The sequence below is a fragment of the Streptomyces sp. NPDC001514 genome, assembly GCF_053597075.1.
The window spans coordinates 82,042-100,197 of the sequence record NZ_JBSFHO010000031.1 but is presented as its reverse complement, the minus strand read 5'-3'; the positions used below and the strand labels follow the sequence as shown (position 1 = coordinate 100,197).

Here is an 18,156-nt window from a genome sequence, read left to right as displayed (position 1 = left end):
GGCGGTGCGGCCCCGGGGGTGGGCCTCGGGGGGGGGCGGGGGCGGGGGGGCGGGGGCCCCACCCCGCCCGGGGGGCCGGCCCGTCCATAGCGCACCTCCCCGGCCCCGGGCTCCCCCGTGTCCCCCGTGTCCCCCGTACCTGTCGCCCTCAGGCCACCAGCTCGCCGAAGGCGTCTTCCTCGTCACGGCCGAAGCTGAGGACCTCGTCCTCGCGCAGCCGGCGGAGCGACCGCCAGATGCTCGACTTCACCGTGCCGACACTGATGTCGAGGATGTCCGCGATCTCAGGATCCGTGCGGCCCTCGTAGTAGCGCAGCACCAGCATCGTGCGCTGCAGCTCGGGCAGCCGCGCCAGCGCCTGCCACAGCACCGCCCGCAGCTCCGTGCCGCGCATCGCGTCCGTCTCGCCCACCGTCTCCGGGAGCTCCTCGGTCGGGTACTCGTTCAGCTTGCGGCGGCGCCACGCGCTGATGTGCAGGTTGGTCATGGTCCGGCGCAGATAGCCGCCGACCGCCGCCTTGTCGCTGATGCGGTCCCACGCCCGGTACGTCGAGAAGAGCGCGCTCTGCAGCAGGTCCTCCGCCTCGAACCGGTCGCCGGTCAGGTGATACGCGGTCGCGTACAGGGAGGCGCGGCGCTCCTGCACGTAGGCGGTGAACTCCGCCTCCGTCAGGTTGTTCCGCTCCCCCTTGACCTCCCCGTACGCGGTTCCCCCGTGGCCCCCCTCGTTCGCGGCGTCAACGACCGTCATGTACGTCGACGGCTTGTGCTGACGCCCGGCGCCGCGAACGCACCCCCGCCCGTTCACGGCGCCGGACTTCTCGGTGCTCCGCACGACCTCGTGCAGACGCGTGACAACTGCGCTTGAGGTGGTGCTGTGCAGTGAGTTCATCTCGCGCCCCCCGTCGGTTGGAGTCTGCGTCCGGCCGCCTTCCGGCCTGTGCGAAAAAGACTGCCCGGGCACCTTCACACCGGTGTCCGCCGACTGTCACAGGGCTGTCACAGGGCACCGTGTCGGAGGGAGGCCCCCCAACTGTCGAACTCCGGCTCCCCCATGGGTCAGAATGACGCCGTGCCTTTCCTGTTGCTGATCGAGGACGACGACGCCATCCGCACGGCCCTCGAACTCTCGCTGTCACGCCAGGGCCACCGTGTGGCCACCGCGGCGACGGGCGAGGACGGCCTGAAACTGCTGCGTGAGCAGCGGCCGGATCTGATCGTGCTGGATGTGATGCTGCCCGGCATCGACGGTTTCGAGGTGTGCCGGCGGATCAGGCGCACGGACCAACTGCCGATCATCCTGCTGACCGCCCGCAGCGACGACATCGACGTCGTGGTCGGGCTGGAGTCCGGGGCCGACGACTATGTGGTCAAGCCGGTGCAGGGCCGCGTCCTGGACGCCCGTATCCGGGCCGTGCTGCGGCGCGGTGAGCGCGAGTCCACGGACTCGGCGAGCTTCGGGTCGCTGGTGATCGATCGTTCCGCCATGACGGTCACCAAGAACGGCGAGGATCTGCAGCTCACGCCGACCGAGCTGCGGCTCCTCCTCGAGCTGAGCCGTCGGCCGGGCCAGGCGCTGTCGCGTCAGCAGCTGCTCCGGCTGGTGTGGGAGCACGACTACCTGGGCGACTCGCGCCTGGTGGACGCGTGTGTGCAGCGGCTGCGGGCGAAGGTGGAGGACGTGCCGTCCTCGCCGACCCTGATCCGTACGGTCCGGGGCGTGGGCTACCGACTGGACGTCCCTCAGTGACGCAAGCCGAGAAGAATGGTTCCGCGAAGAGGTCGACACTCGCGGGATTCGGGTGGACCAGCCTGCGGCTGCGGCTCGTCGTCGTGTTCGGCCTGGTCGCCCTGACGGCCGCGGTGTCCGCCTCGGGGATCGCCTACTGGCTCAACCGCGAAGCCGTACTGACGCGTACGCAGGACGCGGCACTGGGTGACTTCCGGCAGGAGATGCAGAACCGGGCCGCGTCGCTGCCCGCGCGGCCGACGCAGAGCGAGTTGCAGACGACCGCCGAGCAGATGGCGAGCGGCAATGCCGGGTACAGCGTGGTGCTGCTCGGCGAGCGCGAGGCGGGCAAGCCGATCGTCGGGGCATCGAACCCCGACGTGTTCACGCTCGACGACGTGCCGAAGGCGCTACGGGACGCGGTCAACGAGCAGCAGCCGGTCACGGCCGGCAACGCGTACCCGTACCACCTGTTCTGGCTGCGGACGCAGCGTGGCAGCACGCCCTATCTGGTGGGCGGTACGAGGATCACCGGCGGCGGGCCGACGGGCTACATGTTCAAGTCGCTGGACCAGGAACGGGCCGATCTGAACTCGCTGGCCTGGTCGCTGGGCATCGCCACGGCGCTGGCGCTGGTCGGCTCCGCGCTGATCGCGCAGGCCGCGGCGACGACCGTGCTCCGGCCGGTGCGGCGCCTCGGCGAGGCGGCGCGGCAGCTCGGCGAGGGCAAGCTCGACACCCGGCTGAACGTCTCCGGCACGGACGAACTGGCGGAGCTGTCACGGACGTTCAACCGCGCGGCGGAGTCGCTAGAGAAGAAGGTCGCGGACATGAGCGCGCGGGAGGAGTCGAGCCGCCGCTTCGTCGCCGACATGTCGCACGAGCTGCGTACGCCGCTGACCGCGCTGACCGCCGTGACGGAGGTCCTGGAGGACGAGCAGGAGAGCCTCGACCCGATGATCGCGCCGGCGGTGGCGCTGGTCGTGAGCGAGACGCGGCGCCTCAACGACCTGGTGGAGAACCTGATGGAGGTCACCCGCTTCGACGCGGGCACGGCCCGGCTCGTCCTCGACGACGTCGACGTCGCCGACCAGGTCACCGCCTGCATCGACGCACGCGCCTGGCTGGACGCGGTCGAGCTGGACGCGGAGCGCGGCATCGTGGCCCGCCTCGACCCGCGCCGTCTCGACGTCATCCTGGCCAACCTGATCGGCAATGCGCTGAAGCACGGCGGCTCTCCGGTGCGGGTGTCGGTGCGCACGGAGGACGACGAGCTGGTCATCGAGGTGCGGGACCACGGGCCCGGTATCCCCGAGGACGTACTGCCCCATGTCTTCGACCGCTTCTACAAGGCGAGCGCCTCGCGTCCGCGCTCGGAGGGCAGCGGTCTGGGCCTGTCGATCGCGATGGAGAACGCCCTGATCCACGGCGGCAGCATCAGCGCGGCGAACACGACGGACGGCGACGGCGGTGCGGTCTTCGTGCTCCGCCTCCCGCGCGACGCATCGGGCATCACGCCCGCGGACGCGAACGGCGGGGAAGAGGCAGGTGACGCACAGTGAGCATCCGTGGTGTGCGGTCGGTCGCTCCGGCCCGGTTGCGGCGCGGCGCCGTCGCGTTCGCCGGGGCCGTCCTGGCCGCCGCGGCAGTCGGAGGCTGCGGGATCCGGACGACGTCCGTCCCCGTCGACGCGGGGCCCGCCCCCTCGCGGGTGCCGTGCTCGCTGGCCGGGAAGGAGACGGCCACGCCCGCTGAGCCGGGGGTGGTGCCGGTGCGGGTGTATCTGGTGTGCGCATCGTCGCTGGAGGCCGTGGACCGTACGGCAACGGTCCCCGAGAAGGCGGTCGGCGACCGGCTCCTCATCGCCAGGACGCTCCTCGACCAGTTGCAGGCCGAACCGTCGTCGGCCGAGCGCGAGGCCGGGTTCGCCACCGACGTACGGGGCCCGCTGACCGTGGCCCCGGCGCGGGAGGACGACCCCGAGGGCACGCTGCGGCTGAGCCGGCAGCCGGAGGACCTGCCGCCCGTCGCGCTCGCGCAGATCGTGTGCACGTTCGCGGACAGCGCGGCCGCGGCGGACGCCGGGACGGTCGTCCTGGGCGGGCCCGGGGAGTACGCGCCGCGCGGCTACCGCTGCACGGACGCGGCCAAGGCGCGCCCCGAGACGGTGCTCCCGACGGTGGGCCCGCTGCCCGCTTCCTGATGTACACATCACTCGGCGGAACCGATCCCGCCGGTCGTGTCGTCTTGGGGGGCGTGCAGCGTCAAGGTTCGGGCGGCAGTGCCGCCATCCGCTTCCGCGTGGCGGGGGTCGTCCTCCTCCTCGCGCATCTGGCACTCGTGGGTTGGCTGACGCTTCGCCCCCTCGACGTGATGTGGGTGACGGCGGCGAATCTCGAGCCGCTCGCGGGCATCAAGGCGGACCTCGCCCTGGGCCCGGTGCAGGCGGCCCGCCGGATAGGCGAGGGGCTGCTGCTGCTCGCCCCGCTCGGGGTGCTGCTGCCCATGGCGGGCGGGCGGCTCGCCGTCTCCCCCTTGGCCTCGCTGGCCCGTACGGTCGCCGCGGGCGCGCTGCTGTCGCTGGGCATCGAACTGCTGCAGACCGGGGTGCCGGGGCAGGTCGTCGACGTGGACTCGTTGCTCCTGAACACGGCCGGCGTCGCCCTGGCCCATCTGGCGGTCGTCCCGGCGGGCCGCGCCCGGCTGCGGCGCAGGAGCCGCGGGCAGTCCGCGCGCCCCACGAAGGAGCGGGGGCCCCTGCTCCGGGATGACGCCTCTCAGGGGCCGACCCCGACGATTCCCAGGGTCGGGATCGCCCCGTAGAGCGACGCTTCGCCCCTGTTCGTGGCGGGAGCATGGAGTCATCGGGAGCCCAGTGGAGTGGCTCCCAGTCGAGGACTCGAGGAGCCCACCATGGCCGCACTTGCCCGCCCCCGTGACGGACGCATGATCGGCGGAGTGTGCGCAGCGCTGGCACGGCGCTTCGGCACCTCCGCGACCACGATGCGCGTGATCTTCGTGGTCTCGTGTCTGCTGCCCGGCCCGCAGTTCCTGCTCTACCTGGCGCTGTGGCTGCTGCTGCCGTCCGAGAAGAGCGCGTCGACCGCCTGGTGACGGCGCCGTGACAGCACGCAGGGGCGCACACCCGGTCCGGGTGTGCGCCCCAGTTGTCGTCCGCGGGTCAGCGCAGCGGCAGACCGCCGAGGAGGCCGGCGGCCGCCCCCGCGGGGCCGAGGAGGCCGGTGGCCTGCCCGGCGGCACCCGCAGGGAGCGCGTTCGGGCCGACCCCTTCGACGGCCTGCTGGACGGTGGAGGCGATCGCCGGGTCCTGGAGGAGGGAGACGGCGTTCAGCGGGGTGCCGACCTCGGGGAGCTGCGGGGCGGCGGAGGCCGTACCGGCGGTGGCAGCGGCGAAGGCGGCACCGAGCGCGGCGACACCGAGGGTCTTGGCAGCGTGCTTCATCAGCGACTTTTCCTTGGGGAGGGGGAATATGAGCGGCTTTGCAAGCTAGCCAGCGCGAACTCCGCCCCGCAAACGGCCGCGTCGGTGAAAAGGGCCGGGAGTTGACGCTCCCGGCCCTCTGCCTGTGCCCGCGCTCAGCTCTCGCCGGGGGAAGACTCGCTGGTGGTGACGGTCTGACTGAACAGCCATTCGGACTTCAGCTCCGCGTAGCCGGGCTTGATCACGTCATTGATCATCGCGAGGCGTTCATCGAAAGGAATGAACGAGGACTTCATCGCATTGACGGTGAACCACTGCATGTCGTCGAGCGTGTAGCCGAACGCTTCGGACAGCAGCTCGAATTCACGGCTCATGCTGGTGTTGCTCATCAGCCGGTTGTCCGTGTTGACGGTCGCCCGGAAGTGGAGCCGCCGCAGCAGTCCGATGGGGTGCTCTTCGTACGAGGCGGCCGCACCGGTCTGCAGATTGGACGTCGGGCACATCTCCAGCGGGATGCGCTTGTCGCGTACGTACGCGGCGAGACGGCCGAGCTTCACCGTGCCGTCGGCGGCGACCTCGATGTCGTCGATGATGCGGACGCCGTGGCCGAGGCGGTCGGCGCCGCACCACTGGAGGGCCTGCCAGATCGACGGCAGTCCGAAGGCCTCGCCCGCGTGGATGGTGAAGTGGTTGTTCTCGCGCTTGAGGTACTCGAAGGCGTCGAGATGACGGGTGGGCGGGTAGCCCGCCTCGGCGCCCGCGATGTCGAAGCCGATGACACCCGAGTCCCGGTAACGGTTGGCGAGTTCGGCGATCTCCAGGGCGCGGGCGGCGTGCCGCATGGCGGTGAGCATGGCACCGACGCGGATACGGTGTCCGCTCGCGCGGGCGCGGCGCTCGCCTTCGCGGAAGCCCTCGTTGACGGCCTCGACGACCTCCTCGAGGGTCAGGCCGGCTTCCAGGTGCTGCTCGGGGGCGTACCGCACCTCGGCATAGACGACACCGTCCTCGGCGAGGTCCTCGGCGCACTCGACGGCGACGCGCTTGAGCGCCTCACGGGTCTGCATGACGGCGCAGGTATGGGCGAAGGTTTCCAGGTACCGCTCCAACGAGCCCGAGTCGGCGGCCTCGTGGAACCAGATGCCGAGCTTGTCGGGCTCGGTCTCGGGGAGGGACTCGTAGCCCGCGTCGCGGGCGAGATCGATGATCGTGCCGGGGCGCAGCCCGCCGTCGAGGTGGTCGTGGAGGAGCACCTTCGGGGCGCGGCGGATCTGGTCCGCGGTGGGCCTCTCCGGTCCGGGGACGGTTCCCCGGGATGACACATGGGTGGTCTGCCTCGTCATCTACGCACTCTAATCCCTACGCGCGTAGAGAGCAGCTGCAAGAACCACCCGTCGATACGTAACAGTGACCGTGCGGACGGGTGGCGTACACCTGCACTTCTGAGACTGTTCTGCCATGGCACACCACGCAGTGCCCCGGCGGTGGGGGCGTCCGGCCGGGGAGGCCGGAGCGGCGCAGGCCCGTCTCGAAGCGACCGTGACGCGAGGAGGCAGCTCAGTGGTACGGCCGAGGCTGGGGCGGCCGGTCCGGGGGGCGGTGGCCGGTCCGGCGCCCGTGGACGGGGCCGTGAGCGGGGTGGTGCTGCTGCTCCCGGACGGCGAACCGGAGTCGGCCCGCGGGCCTTCGGCCGTGTCGCACGCGGCCGCGCTGCCGCTGGCGCGCTCGCTTGCGCGGGCCGGGCGCGCGGAGGGCCTTGTCGCCCACGTCGTGCGCTACCGCGGGCGCGGCTGGAACGGCCCCGACGCCCGGCTCGCCGCGGACGCGGCGTGGGCGGCGGACGAGGCGGTACGGCGGTACGGGGACGTCCCCGTGTGCCTCGCCGGACATGGCATGGGCGGCCGTGCCGCGCTGCACGCCGCCGGGCACGGGGCCGTCAACTCCGTGCTCGCGCTCGCCCCTTGGCTGCCGGAGGACGACGTCGCGGCACACCCCGAACCGGTGAAACAGCTCGCGGGCCGCCAGGTCCTCATAGTCCATGGCACGAACGACGCGCGTACGGATCCGGAGCTGTCGTACCGGCTTGCCGAGCGCGCGAAGAAGTCCAACCGGGACATCTGCCGTTTCGAGGTGCACTCGGACGGTCATGCCCTGCGCCAGTACCAGGAGGAAGTCCTGGCCCTGGCCGTCGACTTCGTCCTCGGCGCCCTCTTCTCACGCGGGTACGCCCGCCCGGTCGCGGACGCGCTGGCGGCTCCGCCGCCGCTGGGACTGAGGATGCCGCTCGCGGCGGGCTTCGGCCGGTCGCTGCGGCGCTGAGGGCGGCCGCTGCGCGGGGCCTCTTCCCCACCTCGCCCCTTCCCGGACCGGGGCTCCGCCCCAGACCCGTTTCCGGGGACTCTGCCCCCGGACCCCGCCGGGGCTCCGCCCCGAGACCCGTGCGCGCCCTTCGGGCTGAGTGCGAGGCGCACCGGTGCCGTCCCCCTGGGCCGATGTGTCCGTCCCCAATCGCCGGACGGGCTCAAAATGCCAGGAGTCCGCCCTCGTCAGTCCGGCAGCAGATTCCCGCGCCGCGACAGCAGGAACTTCTTGAAGGCCGCCACCGGTGCCGTGTCCGGATGCCCGTCCAGCCAGGCGACACCGATCTCGCGCACCGCGCGCGGGGCGGTCACCGTCAGTTCGACGACGCCCGGGCGCGGCACCGCGGGCGGTGGGAGCAGGGCCACTCCGAGACCCGCGGCCACGAGGCCGCGCAGGGTCTCGGCCTCCTCGCCCTCGAAGGCCACGCGCGGGGTGAAGCCCGCCTCCGCGCACAGCGCGTCGGTGATGCGGCGCAGACCGTAGCCGGGTTCCAGGGTCACGAAGGTCTCGTCCGCGGCCTCCGCCAGGCGGATGCGCTTGCGCGTGGCGAGGCGGTGGTCGTCGGGGACGACGAGCCGCAGGCGCTGCTCGTCGAGGCGGCGGGCGACCAGGTCCGGGGCGTCCGGGATCGGCGAGGTGAGACACAGGTCGAGTTCGCCGGCGCGCAGGCGCTCGATCATCGCCTCGCCGTAGTTCTGGACGAGCGTGAAGCGCACCCGGGGGTGGTCGACGCGGAAGGCGCGGATGAGCTCGGGCACCGTTTCCGAGCCCATGGTGTGCAGAAAGCCGAAGGCGACCTTGCCGCCGGAGGGGTCCGCGTCGGCCCGTACGGACTCCGCGGCCCGTTCGACCTCCGCGAGGGCCCGCTCCACGGACGTGAGGAAGGTGCGACCGGCCGCCGTCAGCGACACGGTCCGTCCCTTGCGCGTGAACAGCGCGACCCCCAGGTCCTGTTCGAGCCGGACCATCGCCCGCGAGAGCGTCGACTGCGGCACGGCCAGCTCCTGCGCCGCCCTGGTCACATGCTCGTGCCGGGCCACGCCCGCGAAATACGCGAGGCGCGGAGCGAGCAGCAGTCGCATGTCTTCTTCGTAACTGTTCAGTGACACGCGAGCCTGTGAGCTGTAGTCATGCGCCATGGGAACGATTAAAGCCGTTCCATGCATTGGACGCATCAAAAAGACGCACCTACCTTCGAGGTATGCCTTCCGCCAGTACCGGGGCGCCCACCACCGTGGGTGCCCTCACCTCGCCGTCCCCCGAGACCACCGACTCGCGCCTCGCCCCCGGCCTGCCCGGCTACCGCCGCATGAGCTTCGCGCTCTTCGCCGCGGGCGTCGCCACCTTCGCCCTCCTCTACTCCACGCAGGCGCTGCTGCCCGCCGTCTCCGCCGGCTTCGGTGTCACAGCGAGCGCGGCCAGCTGGACGGTCTCCGCGGCCACCGGCGCCCTGGCCCTGTGCGTCCTGCCGCTGAGCGCGCTCTCCGAGCGCTTCGGGCGGGTGCGGCTGATGACGGTGTCGCTGGTGGTCGCGACCGTGGTCGGACTGCTGGTGCCGCTCGCGCCCAGCCTGGAGTGGCTGGTCGCGCTGCGCGCGGTGCAGGGTGCGGCGCTGGCCGGGATCCCGGCATCGGCGATGGCGTATCTGGCGGAGGAGGTGCGGCCCAAGGCGCTGATCGCCGCGATCGGCCTGTTCGTCGCGGGCAACAGCATCGGCGGCATGAGCGGCCGGATCGTCACCGGCTGGGTCGCCCAGCTGTGGGGCTGGCGTGCGGCGCTCGCCGCGGTCGGCCTGATGGCCGTGGTCTGCACGGTCGCCTTCCGCCTCCTGCTTCCGAAGGCGCATCACTTCGTACCCGGTTCGCTGAACCCGAGCGCGCTGGCGAAGACCGTCCGCGGCCACCTCTCGGACCCGCTGCTGATGCGGCTGTACGGAATCGGCGCGCTCTTCATGACCGTGTTCGGCGCGGTCTACACGGTGATCGGGTACCGCCTCGTCGACGCCCCCTTCAACCTCCCCCAGGGCGTGGTCGGTTCGGTCTTCCTCGTCTATCTGGTCGGTACGGTTTCCTCCGCCGCGGCCGGCAAGCTGGTCGGCCGCATGGGCCGGCGCGGCGCGCTGTATCTCGCGGTCGGTACGACGGCGGCGGGCCTGCTGCTCTCCCTCTCGGACTCCCTGACCGCGGTCCTGCTCGGCCTGGTCCTCATCACCGCGGGCTTCTTCGCGGGCCACGCGGTCGCCTCCTCCGAGGTGAGCCGCACCGCGAAGACCGGCCGCGCCCAGGCGTCGGCGCTCTACCAGTCGGCGTACTACCTGGGCAGCAGCGCGGGCGGCACGCTCGGCGCGATCGCCTTCCACTCCGGCGGCTGGGCGGGCACGGTCCTGCTGGGGCTGCTCGCGGTCCTCGGCGTCGTGTCGATCACGCTGTTCGGGTCGTACGCGGCCCGTCTGAAGGAGCGTCGGCCCGTCCTGAGGACGGCGGCCGCCCACCGCTGAGGAAATCTCCGGAAATCCACGGCGACTTCCCTGCAACTCCGGCACCCCTGCGAGCGTCCAACGGTAGAGCAACCGCTCTGTGCGCTCAGGGGAGTTGGTGACCGTGGAACGTGCAAGGAGCAGAAGCAGCATACGGAGACGGGGCGGTGTCGCCCTCGGCATCACGGGGATGGTGGTGCCGCTGACGCTGGCGCTCGGCGCCGCCCCGGCGCAGGCCGCCTCGTGCAATTTGAGCACCGGCCCGTACCAGAAGCAGGTCGAGCAGTTCCTCGGCCTTCGTGTCGACGGAAGGCAGTCGTCGAGCGACTGCCTGGCGATCAAGGCGTTCCAGGCCAAGCACGGCATCACGCCGACGATGGGCTACGCCGGACCGATCACCTGGCGCACGATGAGCACGATGCTGGCGCAGCGGGCGGCGGGCACCACGCCCAACAAGGCCGGCAGGTGTCCGACCAACAAGGGGCGGATCGCCTGTGTGGACCTGACCCGACAGCTGAGCTGGATCCAGGACGGGTCGAAGCTGAAGTACGGGCCGGTGCCGGTGCGGACCGGTCGGGACGGGGCGGAGACCAGGACCGGCTCGAAGAGGATCTACTACCGCAGCCTCAACCACTGGTCGACGATCTACCGCGTGTGGATGCCGTACTCGCAGTTCTTCGACGGCGGGATCGCGTTCCACTCGGTCACCAAGTCGATGTACAACCCGCCCGGCTCGGGCGGCTGCGTCAACATGCGCCCGGCGGACGCCAAGGCGTACTGGAACCTGCTGAGGAACGGGGAGGACGTCTACGTCTACGGGCGCAAGCCCGGAACCTGACGTCATTGTCGGTCCCCTCCTGTAGCGTCCGAAGGGCTGGTGCCAAGGGCGACAGGGGTGGACCCGATGAGTGATCTGGCAACGACGCGGGATCTCGACTCCCGGCTGGAGAAGTACCGGACGGAGCTGACCGGCTACTGCTACCGCATGCTGGGTTCCGCCTTCGAAGCGGAGGACGCCGTCCAGGACACGATGGTCCGTGCCTGGAAGAGCTTCGAGAAGTTCGAGGGGAGATCGTCCCTGCGCTCGTGGCTGTACCGCATCGCGACGAACGTGTGCCTGGACATGCTGAACGCGGGCAATCGCAGGGCCCGCCCGATGGACCTGACCGCCGCGACACCGGTGGCGCAGGCCCAGCTCAACGCCCGTCCGGAGATCACCTGGCTGGAGCCGGTGCCGGACGGGCGCGTGCTGCCGTCGGTGGCCGATCCGGCCGACAGGACGGTCGAGCGGGAGACGATCCGGCTGGCGTTCGTCGCGGCACTGCAGCATCTGCCGCCCAAGCAGCGCGCCGTGCTCATCCTGCGTGAGGTGCTGGCCTGGAAGGCCGCCGAGGTCGCCGAGCTGCTGGGCACGTCGGTCGCCTCGGTCAACAGCGCGCTGCAGCGCGCCCGCGCCACCCTGGCCGAGTCCGAGCCCCGGGAGTCCGACCCCGCGGACCCGCTCGACGAGGAGCAGCAGCGGCTTCTGGAGCGCTATGTCGCGGCCTTCGAGGGGTACGACATGAAGGCGCTGACCGCGCTGCTCCACGAGGACGCGACGATGTCCATGCCGCCGTACGACCTGTGGCTGCGCGGTCATGACGACATCGTGGGCTGGATGCTCGGTGTCGGCGAGGTGTGCCGCGGCTCGAAGCTGGTCCCGACCGTGGCGAACGGCTCGCCGGCGTTCGCGCACTACCACCCGAGCCAGGACGGCGAAGGGTACGAGCCGTGGGCGCTGATCGTCCTGGAGATCTCGGGCGGCAGGATCGGCGGGATGGATTTCTTCCTGGACACCAAGCGCTGGTTCCCGCTGTTCGGCCTGCCCGACCGGCTCAGCCGCGAGGACTGAGCACCGGCGGGCGGTCCGGGTTCTGGCCCGGGTCGGAGTCGGGATCGGAGTCGGGGCCCGAGTCCGGGTCGGGGTCCTGGTCGTCGTCGCCGAGCCCGACGAAGTCGAGCAGTGCGAGGAGCTCGGGACCGGCGTTCCTCAGCCGCAGCCCGCGGCCGAGCCGACGCGCCGTGAGCCGCAGCCGGGCGATGGCGTCGACGGCCGTGAGGTCGGCGACGGTGAGGGCGCCGGCCTCGCAGATCACGTCACCGGCCGCCTCGGTGGCGGTGACGACCTGTGCCTGCAGATGCGCGCACAGCAGCGGCACATCGGCCGGGGAGACCCGGCCGATGAGCTCGAGAACGATCGGCTTCCGCGTGCTGTCCACGTGGAGAAGACCGGCGCCGTGCCCGGAACTCATCGGCCCGTCGCACCCGCCTCAGGCGATGCGCTCCAGCACGACCGGGCTCGCCTCGTACGCCGTGCCCGCCGGGGCGATGTCGTACGCGCCCTCCAGGGACTGCAGGGCGTAGTCGAACTTCTCCGGGGTGTCCGTGTGGAGCGTCAGCAGCGGGGCGCCCGCGGTGACGGTGTCGCCCGGCTTGGCGTGGAGTTCGATGCCCGCTCCCGCCTGGACCGGGTCCTCCTTGCGGGCGCGGCCCGCGCCGAGGCGCCAGGCGGCGACGCCGACGCCGTACGCGTCGAGGCGGGTGAGGACACCCGAGGACGGGGCCGTCACGACGTGCTGCTCGCGCGCGACCGGGAGCGCCGCGTCGGGGTCGCCGCCCTGGGCCGCGATCATGCGGCGCCAGACGTCCATGGCGGAACCGTCGGCGAGGGCCTTCGCCGGGTCCGCGTCCTTGATGCCGGCCGCGTCGAGCATCTCGCGGGCCAGCGCGAGGGTCAGCTCGACGACATCGGCAGGGCCGCCGCCCGCCAGCACCTCCACCGACTCGCGGACCTCGAGGGCGTTGCCCGCGGTGAGGCCGAGCGGGGTCGACATGTCGGTGAGCAGAGCGACGGTCTTCACTCCGTGGTCGGTGCCCAGGCCGACCATCGTGGAGGCGAGTTCCCGCGCGTCCTCGATGTTCTTCATGAAGGCGCCGGAGCCGACCTTGACGTCCAGGACCAGCGAGCCCGTGCCCTCGGCGATCTTCTTCGACATGATCGAGGAGGCGATCAGCGGGATGGCCTCGACGGTGCCGGTCACGTCGCGCAGCGCGTACAGCTTCTTGTCGGCCGGGGCCAGACCGTCACCCGCCGCGCAGATGACCGCGCCGGTCGTGTCGAGGACGTGCAGCATCTCCTCGTTGGACAGCAGCGCCCGCCAGCCGGGGATGGACTCCAGCTTGTCGAGGGTGCCGCCGGTGTGGCCGAGACCGCGGCCGCTCAGCTGCGGCACGGCCGCGCCGCACGCGGCCACGAGGGGCGCCAGCGGCAGGGTGATCTTGTCGCCGACGCCGCCGGTGGAGTGCTTGTCGGCGGTCGGGCGGGACAGCGACGAGAAGTCCATGCGCTCGCCGGACGCGATCATCGCGGCGGTCCAGCGGGCGATCTCGGCGCGGTTCATGCCGTTGAGCAGGATCGCCATCGCCAGCGCGGACATCTGCTCGTCGGCGACCTCGCCGCGGGTGTAGGCGTCGATGACCCAGTCGATCTGCTCGGGAGTGAGTTCGCCTCGGTCCCGCTTGGTGCGGATGACGGAGATGGCGTCCATGTGCTTCGGGGTCCTTCCGGTACGAACCAGGTGGTACGAAAGTGGCGCGGCCCCTCCGCCGGGAGCGGAGGGGCCGGTCTGTGCGCGGTGTCCTGGGCCCTGTCCTGGGGGTGTCTCCCCCTAGCCCAGTGTCCCGGGGCCGAGCTTCTCCGGGCCGAAGGCCTGGGGAAGCATGTCGGAGAGCCGCAGGATGCCCACCGCGGTCTCCAGCAGCAGGCCGGGCCCGCCGAACTCGTAGAGCAGCTGACGGCATCGCCCGCACGGCATCAGGACGTCGCCCTTGCCGTCGACGCAGATGAAGTGCGTGAGCCGGCCGCCGCCCGTGGCCTGCAGCTGCGAGACGAGACCGCACTCGGCGCACAGGGACAGCCCGTACGAGGCGTTCTCGACGTTGCAGCCGCTGACCGTGCGGCCGTCGTCGACGCGGGCCGCCGCGCCGACGGGGTAGCCCGAGTACGGGGCGTACGCACGGGACATCGCGTCCCGCGCCGCCTCGCGCAGGGTCTCCCAGACGGCGGAATCGGCGGCGCCGGCGGCCGGCTCGGACGTCACTTGCCCTGGCCCTTCTTGTACGGCAGGCCGTCGGCCTTGGGCATCCGCAGCCGCTGTGCCGACAGGGCGAGCACCAGCAGCGTCGTGACGTACGGCGCGGCGTCCACGAACTGGCTGGGCAGCGCGTCGGTCAGCGAGTACCAGGCGAACAGCAGGGCGGAGACGCCCAGGGAGATTCCGGCCTGCCAGTGCTTCTTCTTGTACAGCTGCCAGGCGAAGGCGAGCACCAGCAGGATCGCCAGCAGCAGGAGCATGGCGTGGACGTTCTCGGCGCCGCCGCGCAGCTTGAGGCTGTCGGTGAAGCCGAAGAGCCCGGCGCCGAGCGCGAGGCCGCCCGGCATCCAGTTGCCGAAGATCATCGCGGCGAGGCCGATGTAGCCGCGGCCGCCGGTCTGGCCCTCCTGGTAGATGCCGGTGGAGACGATGACGAGGAAGGCGCCCGCGAGTCCGGCGAGACCGCCGGAGACGATCACGGCGATGTACTTGTACTTGTAGACGTTGACGCCGAGGGACTCGGCGGCGACGGGGTTCTCACCGCAGGACCGCAGCCGCAGGCCGAAGCCGGTGCGCCACAGGATCCACCAGGTGGCGGGGACGAGCAGCAGCGCGACGACGGTGAGCACCGACAGGTTGGTGACCAGACCGCCGAGCACGCCCGCGAGGTCGGAGACGAAGAACCAGTGCTTGCCCTGGATGTCGGCCAGTCCGTCCGACAGACCGGGGATGGTGATGTCGGCGATCCGCTCGATGCGCGGGGACTGCTTGGAGGAGCCGCCCGGGGCCTCGGCGAAGGTGAAGTTCGACAGGTAGCGGGTGGCGCCGACGGCGAGGATGTTGATCGCCACACCGGAGACGATGTGGTTGACGTTGAACGTCACCGTCATGATCGCGTGCAGCAGGCCACCGAGCGCGCCGCCGACGATGCCCAGCAGGACGCCGGTCCACGGGCCCCACTGGTAGCCCGCCCAGGCACCGAACCAGGTGCCCATGATCATCATGCCTTCGAGGCCGATGTTGACGACGCCCGCGCGCTCGGCCCACAGACCGCCGAGACCGGCGAGACCGATCGGCACGGCCAGCTGGAGCGCGCCGGAGACCTGGCCGACGGAGGTGAGATCGTTCGCCCCGCTGATGACACGCACCAGCGAGAACAGCGCCAGACCGCCCGCAATGATGAGCAGGATCATGGGCACGGACAGGGTGCGACGGGCGCGCTTGATGGGCGCCGCGCCGGCCGGGACGGCCGTGGTGGTCGTCACGCGGCCACCTCCTTACGGTTCTTGCGAGCCTGGGCGGCGAGCTCCTCGCCGACCTTCTGCTGCTGGCGACGGAGCCCGTACTGGCGGACGAGTTCGTAGGACACGACGACCGAGATCACGATCAGGCCCTGCATGATCGTGGCGATCTCCTTCTCGTAGCCGAACTGGTCCAGGTCGGCCGAGGTCTTCTCCAGGAAGGAGATGAGCAGCGCGGCGAAGAAGATCCCGATCGGGTTGTTGCGGCCGAGCAGGGCGATGGTGATGCCCGTGAAGCCGACACCGGCCGGGAAGCTCAGGCTGTACGTGTGGGTCTGACCCAGCAGCAGCGGCAGACCGGTCAGACCCGCGACCGCGCCGGAGATCAGCATGGCGGTGAGGACCATCTTCTTGGAGTCGACACCGCTCGCCTGGGCGGCGGACTCGCTGGCGCCGGTGGCGCGCAGGTCGAAGCCGAAGCGGGTGCGGTTCAGCACGAACCAGTACACGATGCCCAGCGCGAAGGCGACGAAGGTGAAGCCGTAGATCGAGCCGCCCTCGAGCTCCACGCCCGGGACCCAGCCCGACTCCGCGATCTCACCCGTGGTCAGGTCGTTGGAGCCCGGCAGCTGCACACCGAGGTTGGCGGGCAGGATCATCCAGGCGATCAGGCTGGTGGCGATGGCGTTCAGCATGATCGTGGAGACGACCTCGCTGACCCCGCGGGTGGTCTTCAGGATGCCCGCGATACCGGCCCACATGGCGCCGACCAGCATGGCGACAACCACGATCAGCAGGATGTGGAGCGGTCCCGGCAGCTCGACGGTGGCACCGACGACGGCGGCGAGCATCACCGCGAGGCGGTACTGGCCGTCCACACCGATGTTGAACAGGTTCATCCGGAAGCCGATGGCAACGGCGAGCGCGGCGAGGTAGTACGTACCGGTCTGATTGATGATCAGCACCTGTACGTCGGTGAACTCGGCGCTGTCGAACATCAGCTGGTACGGCTCGATCGGATTGCGGTCCGAAGCGAGCAGCACGACCGACGTGAGCAGGAAGGCCACGACCAGGGCGAGCGCCGGGCCGGCCAGGCCCAGGATCAGCCGGTCCTTGTCGAATTTCTTCATCGGCCCTCACCGTTCTCAGGGTGCTCGTCGTGCTCAAGGTGGCCGGTGGCGGCGCCGGTCATGGCCGAGCCCAGCTCCTCCGGGGTGATCGCGGCGGGGTCGGCGTCCGCGACCAGCCGGCCGCGGTACATCACCCGCAGGGTGTCGGAGAGCCCGATGAGCTCGTCCAGGTCGGCGGAGATCAGCAGCACCGCCAGGCCTTCGCGCCGTGCCTCGCGGATCTGGTCCCAGATCTGCGCCTGCGCGCCGACGTCCACGCCGCGGGTGGGGTGGGCGGCGATGAGCAGCTTGGGCGCGTGGCTCATCTCGCGGCCGACGATCAGCTTCTGCTGGTTGCCGCCGGAGAGGGAGGCCGCGGTGACCTCGATGCCGGGGGTGCGGACGTCGTACTCGCGGACGATCCGTTCGGTGTCCTTGCGGGCGGCCTTGAGGTCGAGGAGGCCGCGCTTGCTGTTGGGGCGCTCGGTGACATGGCCGAGGATGCGGTTCTCCCAGAGCGGGGACTCCAGGAGCAGACCGTGCCGGTGGCGGTCCTCGGGGATGTAGCCGATGCCGTCCTCGCGGCGCTTGCGCGTGGGCGCGTGCGAGATGTCGGTGCCGTCGAGGGTGATCACACCGCCGTCGGGGTCGCGAATGCCCATCAGGGCCTCGATGAGCTCCGTCTGGCCGTTGCCCTCGACGCCGGCGATGCCCATGACCTCACCCTTGTGGATGGTGAAGCTGATGCCCGCGAGGACCTCGCGAATGACGCCGTCGGGGTCGGTCGCGGTCAGCCGCAGGTTGCCCACGTCGAGCATCGGCACCTCGGTGACGGTCGACTCGCGGGTCTCCGGCGAGGGCAGCTCGCTGCCGACCATCAGCTCGGCGAGCTGCTTCGGCGTGGTGGTGCGCGGGTCGGCGGTGCCCACCGTCGTACCGCGGCGGATGACCGTGATGTCGTCGGCGACCGTCAGGACCTCGCCCAGCTTGTGGGAGATGAAGATGACGGTGAGGCCCTCGGCCTTGAGCTCGCGCAGGTTGTCGAAGAGCGCGTCGACCTCCTGCGGGACGAGCACGGCGGTCGGCTCGTCGAGGATGAGGGTCCGGGCGCCGCGGTAGAGGACCTTGAGGATCTCCACGCGCTGGCGGTCGGCGACGCCGAGCTGCTCGACCAGGACGTCGGGGCGGATGTTCAGCCCGTACGCGTCCGAGATCTCTTTGATCTTCTTCCGGGCCCTCGCGCCGATGCCGTACAGCTTCTCGCCGCCGAGAACGACGTTCTCCAGCACCGTGAGGTTGTCGGCCAGCATGAAGTGCTGGTGGACCATGCCGATGCCGGTGGCGATGGCGTCGGCCGGGCTGTGGAAGCTGACCTGTGCGCCGTCGATGGTGATGGTGCCCTCGTCCGGCTTCTGCATGCCGTAGAGGATCTTCATCAGGGTCGACTTACCGGCACCGTTCTCACCGACGAGGGCGTGCACGGTGCCCTTGCGGATGGTGATGTCGATGTCGTGGTTGGCGACGACGCCGGGGAAGCGCTTGGTGATGCCGCGCAGTTCTACGGCAGCAGCCGGCGGCGATGACGGACTGGACGCGTTGATGACGCACTCTCCTTGGCGGGAAAGGAGCGAGGGCAGGGCAGGGGGCTGTCGCGGCGGCAGGGGG

Annotated in this window: 19 protein-coding genes; 9 read left to right on the top strand and 10 right to left on the bottom strand. The window is 71.0% G+C overall.

Annotated features, from left to right (window positions below):
• Window positions 1-148: 148 nt before the first annotated feature.
• Window positions 149-892 (bottom strand): SigE family RNA polymerase sigma factor, encoded by a 744-nt coding sequence (locus tag ACWCXB_RS27795; protein WP_450726496.1) that lies wholly within the window; start codon window positions 890-892, stop codon window positions 149-151.
• A gap of 180 nt (window positions 893-1,072) precedes the next feature.
• Here ACWCXB_RS27795 and afsQ1 point away from each other — a divergent pair, with 180 nt between their 5' ends.
• From afsQ1 to ACWCXB_RS27770, 5 genes are all read left to right on the top strand, one after another.
• Entirely contained in the window at window positions 1,073-1,750 is a 678-nt protein-coding gene (gene afsQ1, locus ACWCXB_RS27790; RefSeq protein ID WP_266486879.1) for a two-component system response regulator AfsQ1, read from the top strand.
• Window positions 1,747-3,291: an ATP-binding protein gene (locus ACWCXB_RS27785; protein ID WP_450726495.1), complete on the top strand. Its 1,545-nt coding sequence runs from the start codon at window positions 1,747-1,749 to the stop codon at window positions 3,289-3,291. The genes afsQ1 and ACWCXB_RS27785 overlap by 4 nt, the downstream gene beginning before the upstream one ends.
• Complete coding sequence (locus ACWCXB_RS27780) at window positions 3,288-3,932, top strand: hypothetical protein (RefSeq protein WP_450726494.1); 645 nt, start codon at window positions 3,288-3,290, stop codon at window positions 3,930-3,932. Before ACWCXB_RS27785 ends, ACWCXB_RS27780 begins: the two co-directional genes overlap by 4 nt.
• 53 nt (window positions 3,933-3,985) lie before the next feature.
• On the top strand, window positions 3,986-4,552 hold the full coding sequence (locus tag ACWCXB_RS27775) for a VanZ family protein (protein WP_450726493.1): 567 nt from the start codon (window positions 3,986-3,988) through the stop codon (window positions 4,550-4,552).
• Between the two features lie 90 nt (window positions 4,553-4,642).
• Window positions 4,643-4,843: a PspC domain-containing protein gene (locus ACWCXB_RS27770; protein WP_450726492.1), complete on the top strand. Its 201-nt coding sequence runs from the start codon at window positions 4,643-4,645 to the stop codon at window positions 4,841-4,843.
• Between the two features lie 67 nt (window positions 4,844-4,910).
• On the opposite strand, the gene ACWCXB_RS27765 is transcribed toward ACWCXB_RS27770, so the two are convergent.
• Window positions 4,911-5,195, bottom strand: a complete 285-nt coding sequence (locus tag ACWCXB_RS27765) for a hypothetical protein (protein ID WP_450726512.1) — start codon at window positions 5,193-5,195, stop codon at window positions 4,911-4,913.
• Window positions 5,196-5,326: 131 nt separating this feature from the next.
• Window positions 5,327-6,514 carry an adenosine deaminase gene (locus ACWCXB_RS27760; RefSeq protein WP_450726491.1) on the bottom strand — a complete coding sequence of 396 codons (1,188 nt, stop codon included), beginning with the start codon at window positions 6,512-6,514 and terminating at the stop codon, window positions 5,327-5,329.
• 196 nt (window positions 6,515-6,710) lie between these two features.
• On the opposite strand from ACWCXB_RS27760, the gene ACWCXB_RS27755 reads away from it, so the two are divergent.
• A complete protein-coding gene (locus tag ACWCXB_RS27755) occupies window positions 6,711-7,490 on the top strand; it encodes an alpha/beta hydrolase (RefSeq protein WP_450726511.1) in 780 nt (259 codons plus the stop codon).
• A gap of 227 nt (window positions 7,491-7,717) precedes the next feature.
• On the opposite strand, the gene ACWCXB_RS27750 is transcribed toward ACWCXB_RS27755, so the two are convergent.
• Window positions 7,718-8,671, bottom strand: coding sequence for a LysR family transcriptional regulator (locus tag ACWCXB_RS27750; protein WP_450726490.1), 954 nt, complete (start codon window positions 8,669-8,671; stop codon window positions 7,718-7,720).
• Between the two features lie 62 nt (window positions 8,672-8,733).
• Between ACWCXB_RS27750 and ACWCXB_RS27745 the strand changes: the two genes are divergently transcribed.
• The 3 genes from ACWCXB_RS27745 to ACWCXB_RS27735 all read left to right on the top strand — a co-directional run bounded on the left by ACWCXB_RS27745 (window position 8,734) and on the right by ACWCXB_RS27735 (window position 11,899).
• Window positions 8,734-10,029, top strand: a complete 1,296-nt coding sequence (locus ACWCXB_RS27745; RefSeq protein WP_450726489.1) for an MFS transporter — start codon at window positions 8,734-8,736, stop codon at window positions 10,027-10,029.
• A gap of 169 nt (window positions 10,030-10,198) precedes the next feature.
• Window positions 10,199-10,846 carry a L,D-transpeptidase family protein gene (locus ACWCXB_RS27740; protein ID WP_450726510.1) on the top strand — a complete coding sequence of 216 codons (648 nt, stop codon included), beginning with the start codon at window positions 10,199-10,201 and terminating at the stop codon, window positions 10,844-10,846.
• 66 nt (window positions 10,847-10,912) lie between these two features.
• Entirely contained in the window at window positions 10,913-11,899 is a 987-nt protein-coding gene (locus ACWCXB_RS27735) for a sigma-70 family RNA polymerase sigma factor (RefSeq protein WP_450726488.1), read from the top strand.
• On the opposite strand, the gene ACWCXB_RS27730 is transcribed toward ACWCXB_RS27735, so the two are convergent.
• The 6 genes from ACWCXB_RS27730 to ACWCXB_RS27705 form a co-directional block, all read right to left on the bottom strand.
• Window positions 11,883-12,266 (bottom strand): STAS domain-containing protein, encoded by a 384-nt coding sequence (locus ACWCXB_RS27730; protein ID WP_450726487.1) that lies wholly within the window; start codon window positions 12,264-12,266, stop codon window positions 11,883-11,885. The genes ACWCXB_RS27735 and ACWCXB_RS27730 overlap by 17 nt on opposite strands.
• Window positions 12,267-12,317: 51 nt before the next feature.
• The gene (locus ACWCXB_RS27725) at window positions 12,318-13,595 is read right to left on the bottom strand and encodes a thymidine phosphorylase (RefSeq protein ID WP_450726486.1); all 1,278 of its coding nucleotides are present in this window, start codon (window positions 13,593-13,595) and stop codon (window positions 12,318-12,320) included.
• A 120-nt stretch (window positions 13,596-13,715) separates the two neighbouring features.
• Window positions 13,716-14,147, bottom strand: a complete 432-nt coding sequence (locus ACWCXB_RS27720; RefSeq protein ID WP_450726485.1) for a cytidine deaminase — start codon at window positions 14,145-14,147, stop codon at window positions 13,716-13,718.
• Window positions 14,144-15,406 (bottom strand): ABC transporter permease, encoded by a 1,263-nt coding sequence (locus tag ACWCXB_RS27715; protein ID WP_450726484.1) that lies wholly within the window; start codon window positions 15,404-15,406, stop codon window positions 14,144-14,146. Before ACWCXB_RS27715 ends, ACWCXB_RS27720 begins: the two co-directional genes overlap by 4 nt.
• A complete protein-coding gene (locus tag ACWCXB_RS27710) occupies window positions 15,403-16,512 on the bottom strand; it encodes an ABC transporter permease (RefSeq protein ID WP_450726483.1) in 1,110 nt (369 codons plus the stop codon). The genes ACWCXB_RS27715 and ACWCXB_RS27710 overlap by 4 nt, the downstream gene beginning before the upstream one ends.
• Entirely contained in the window at window positions 16,509-18,092 is a 1,584-nt protein-coding gene (locus tag ACWCXB_RS27705) for an ABC transporter ATP-binding protein (RefSeq protein ID WP_450726509.1), read from the bottom strand. The genes ACWCXB_RS27710 and ACWCXB_RS27705 overlap by 4 nt, the downstream gene beginning before the upstream one ends.
• Between the last annotated feature and the right edge of the window lie 64 nt (window positions 18,093-18,156).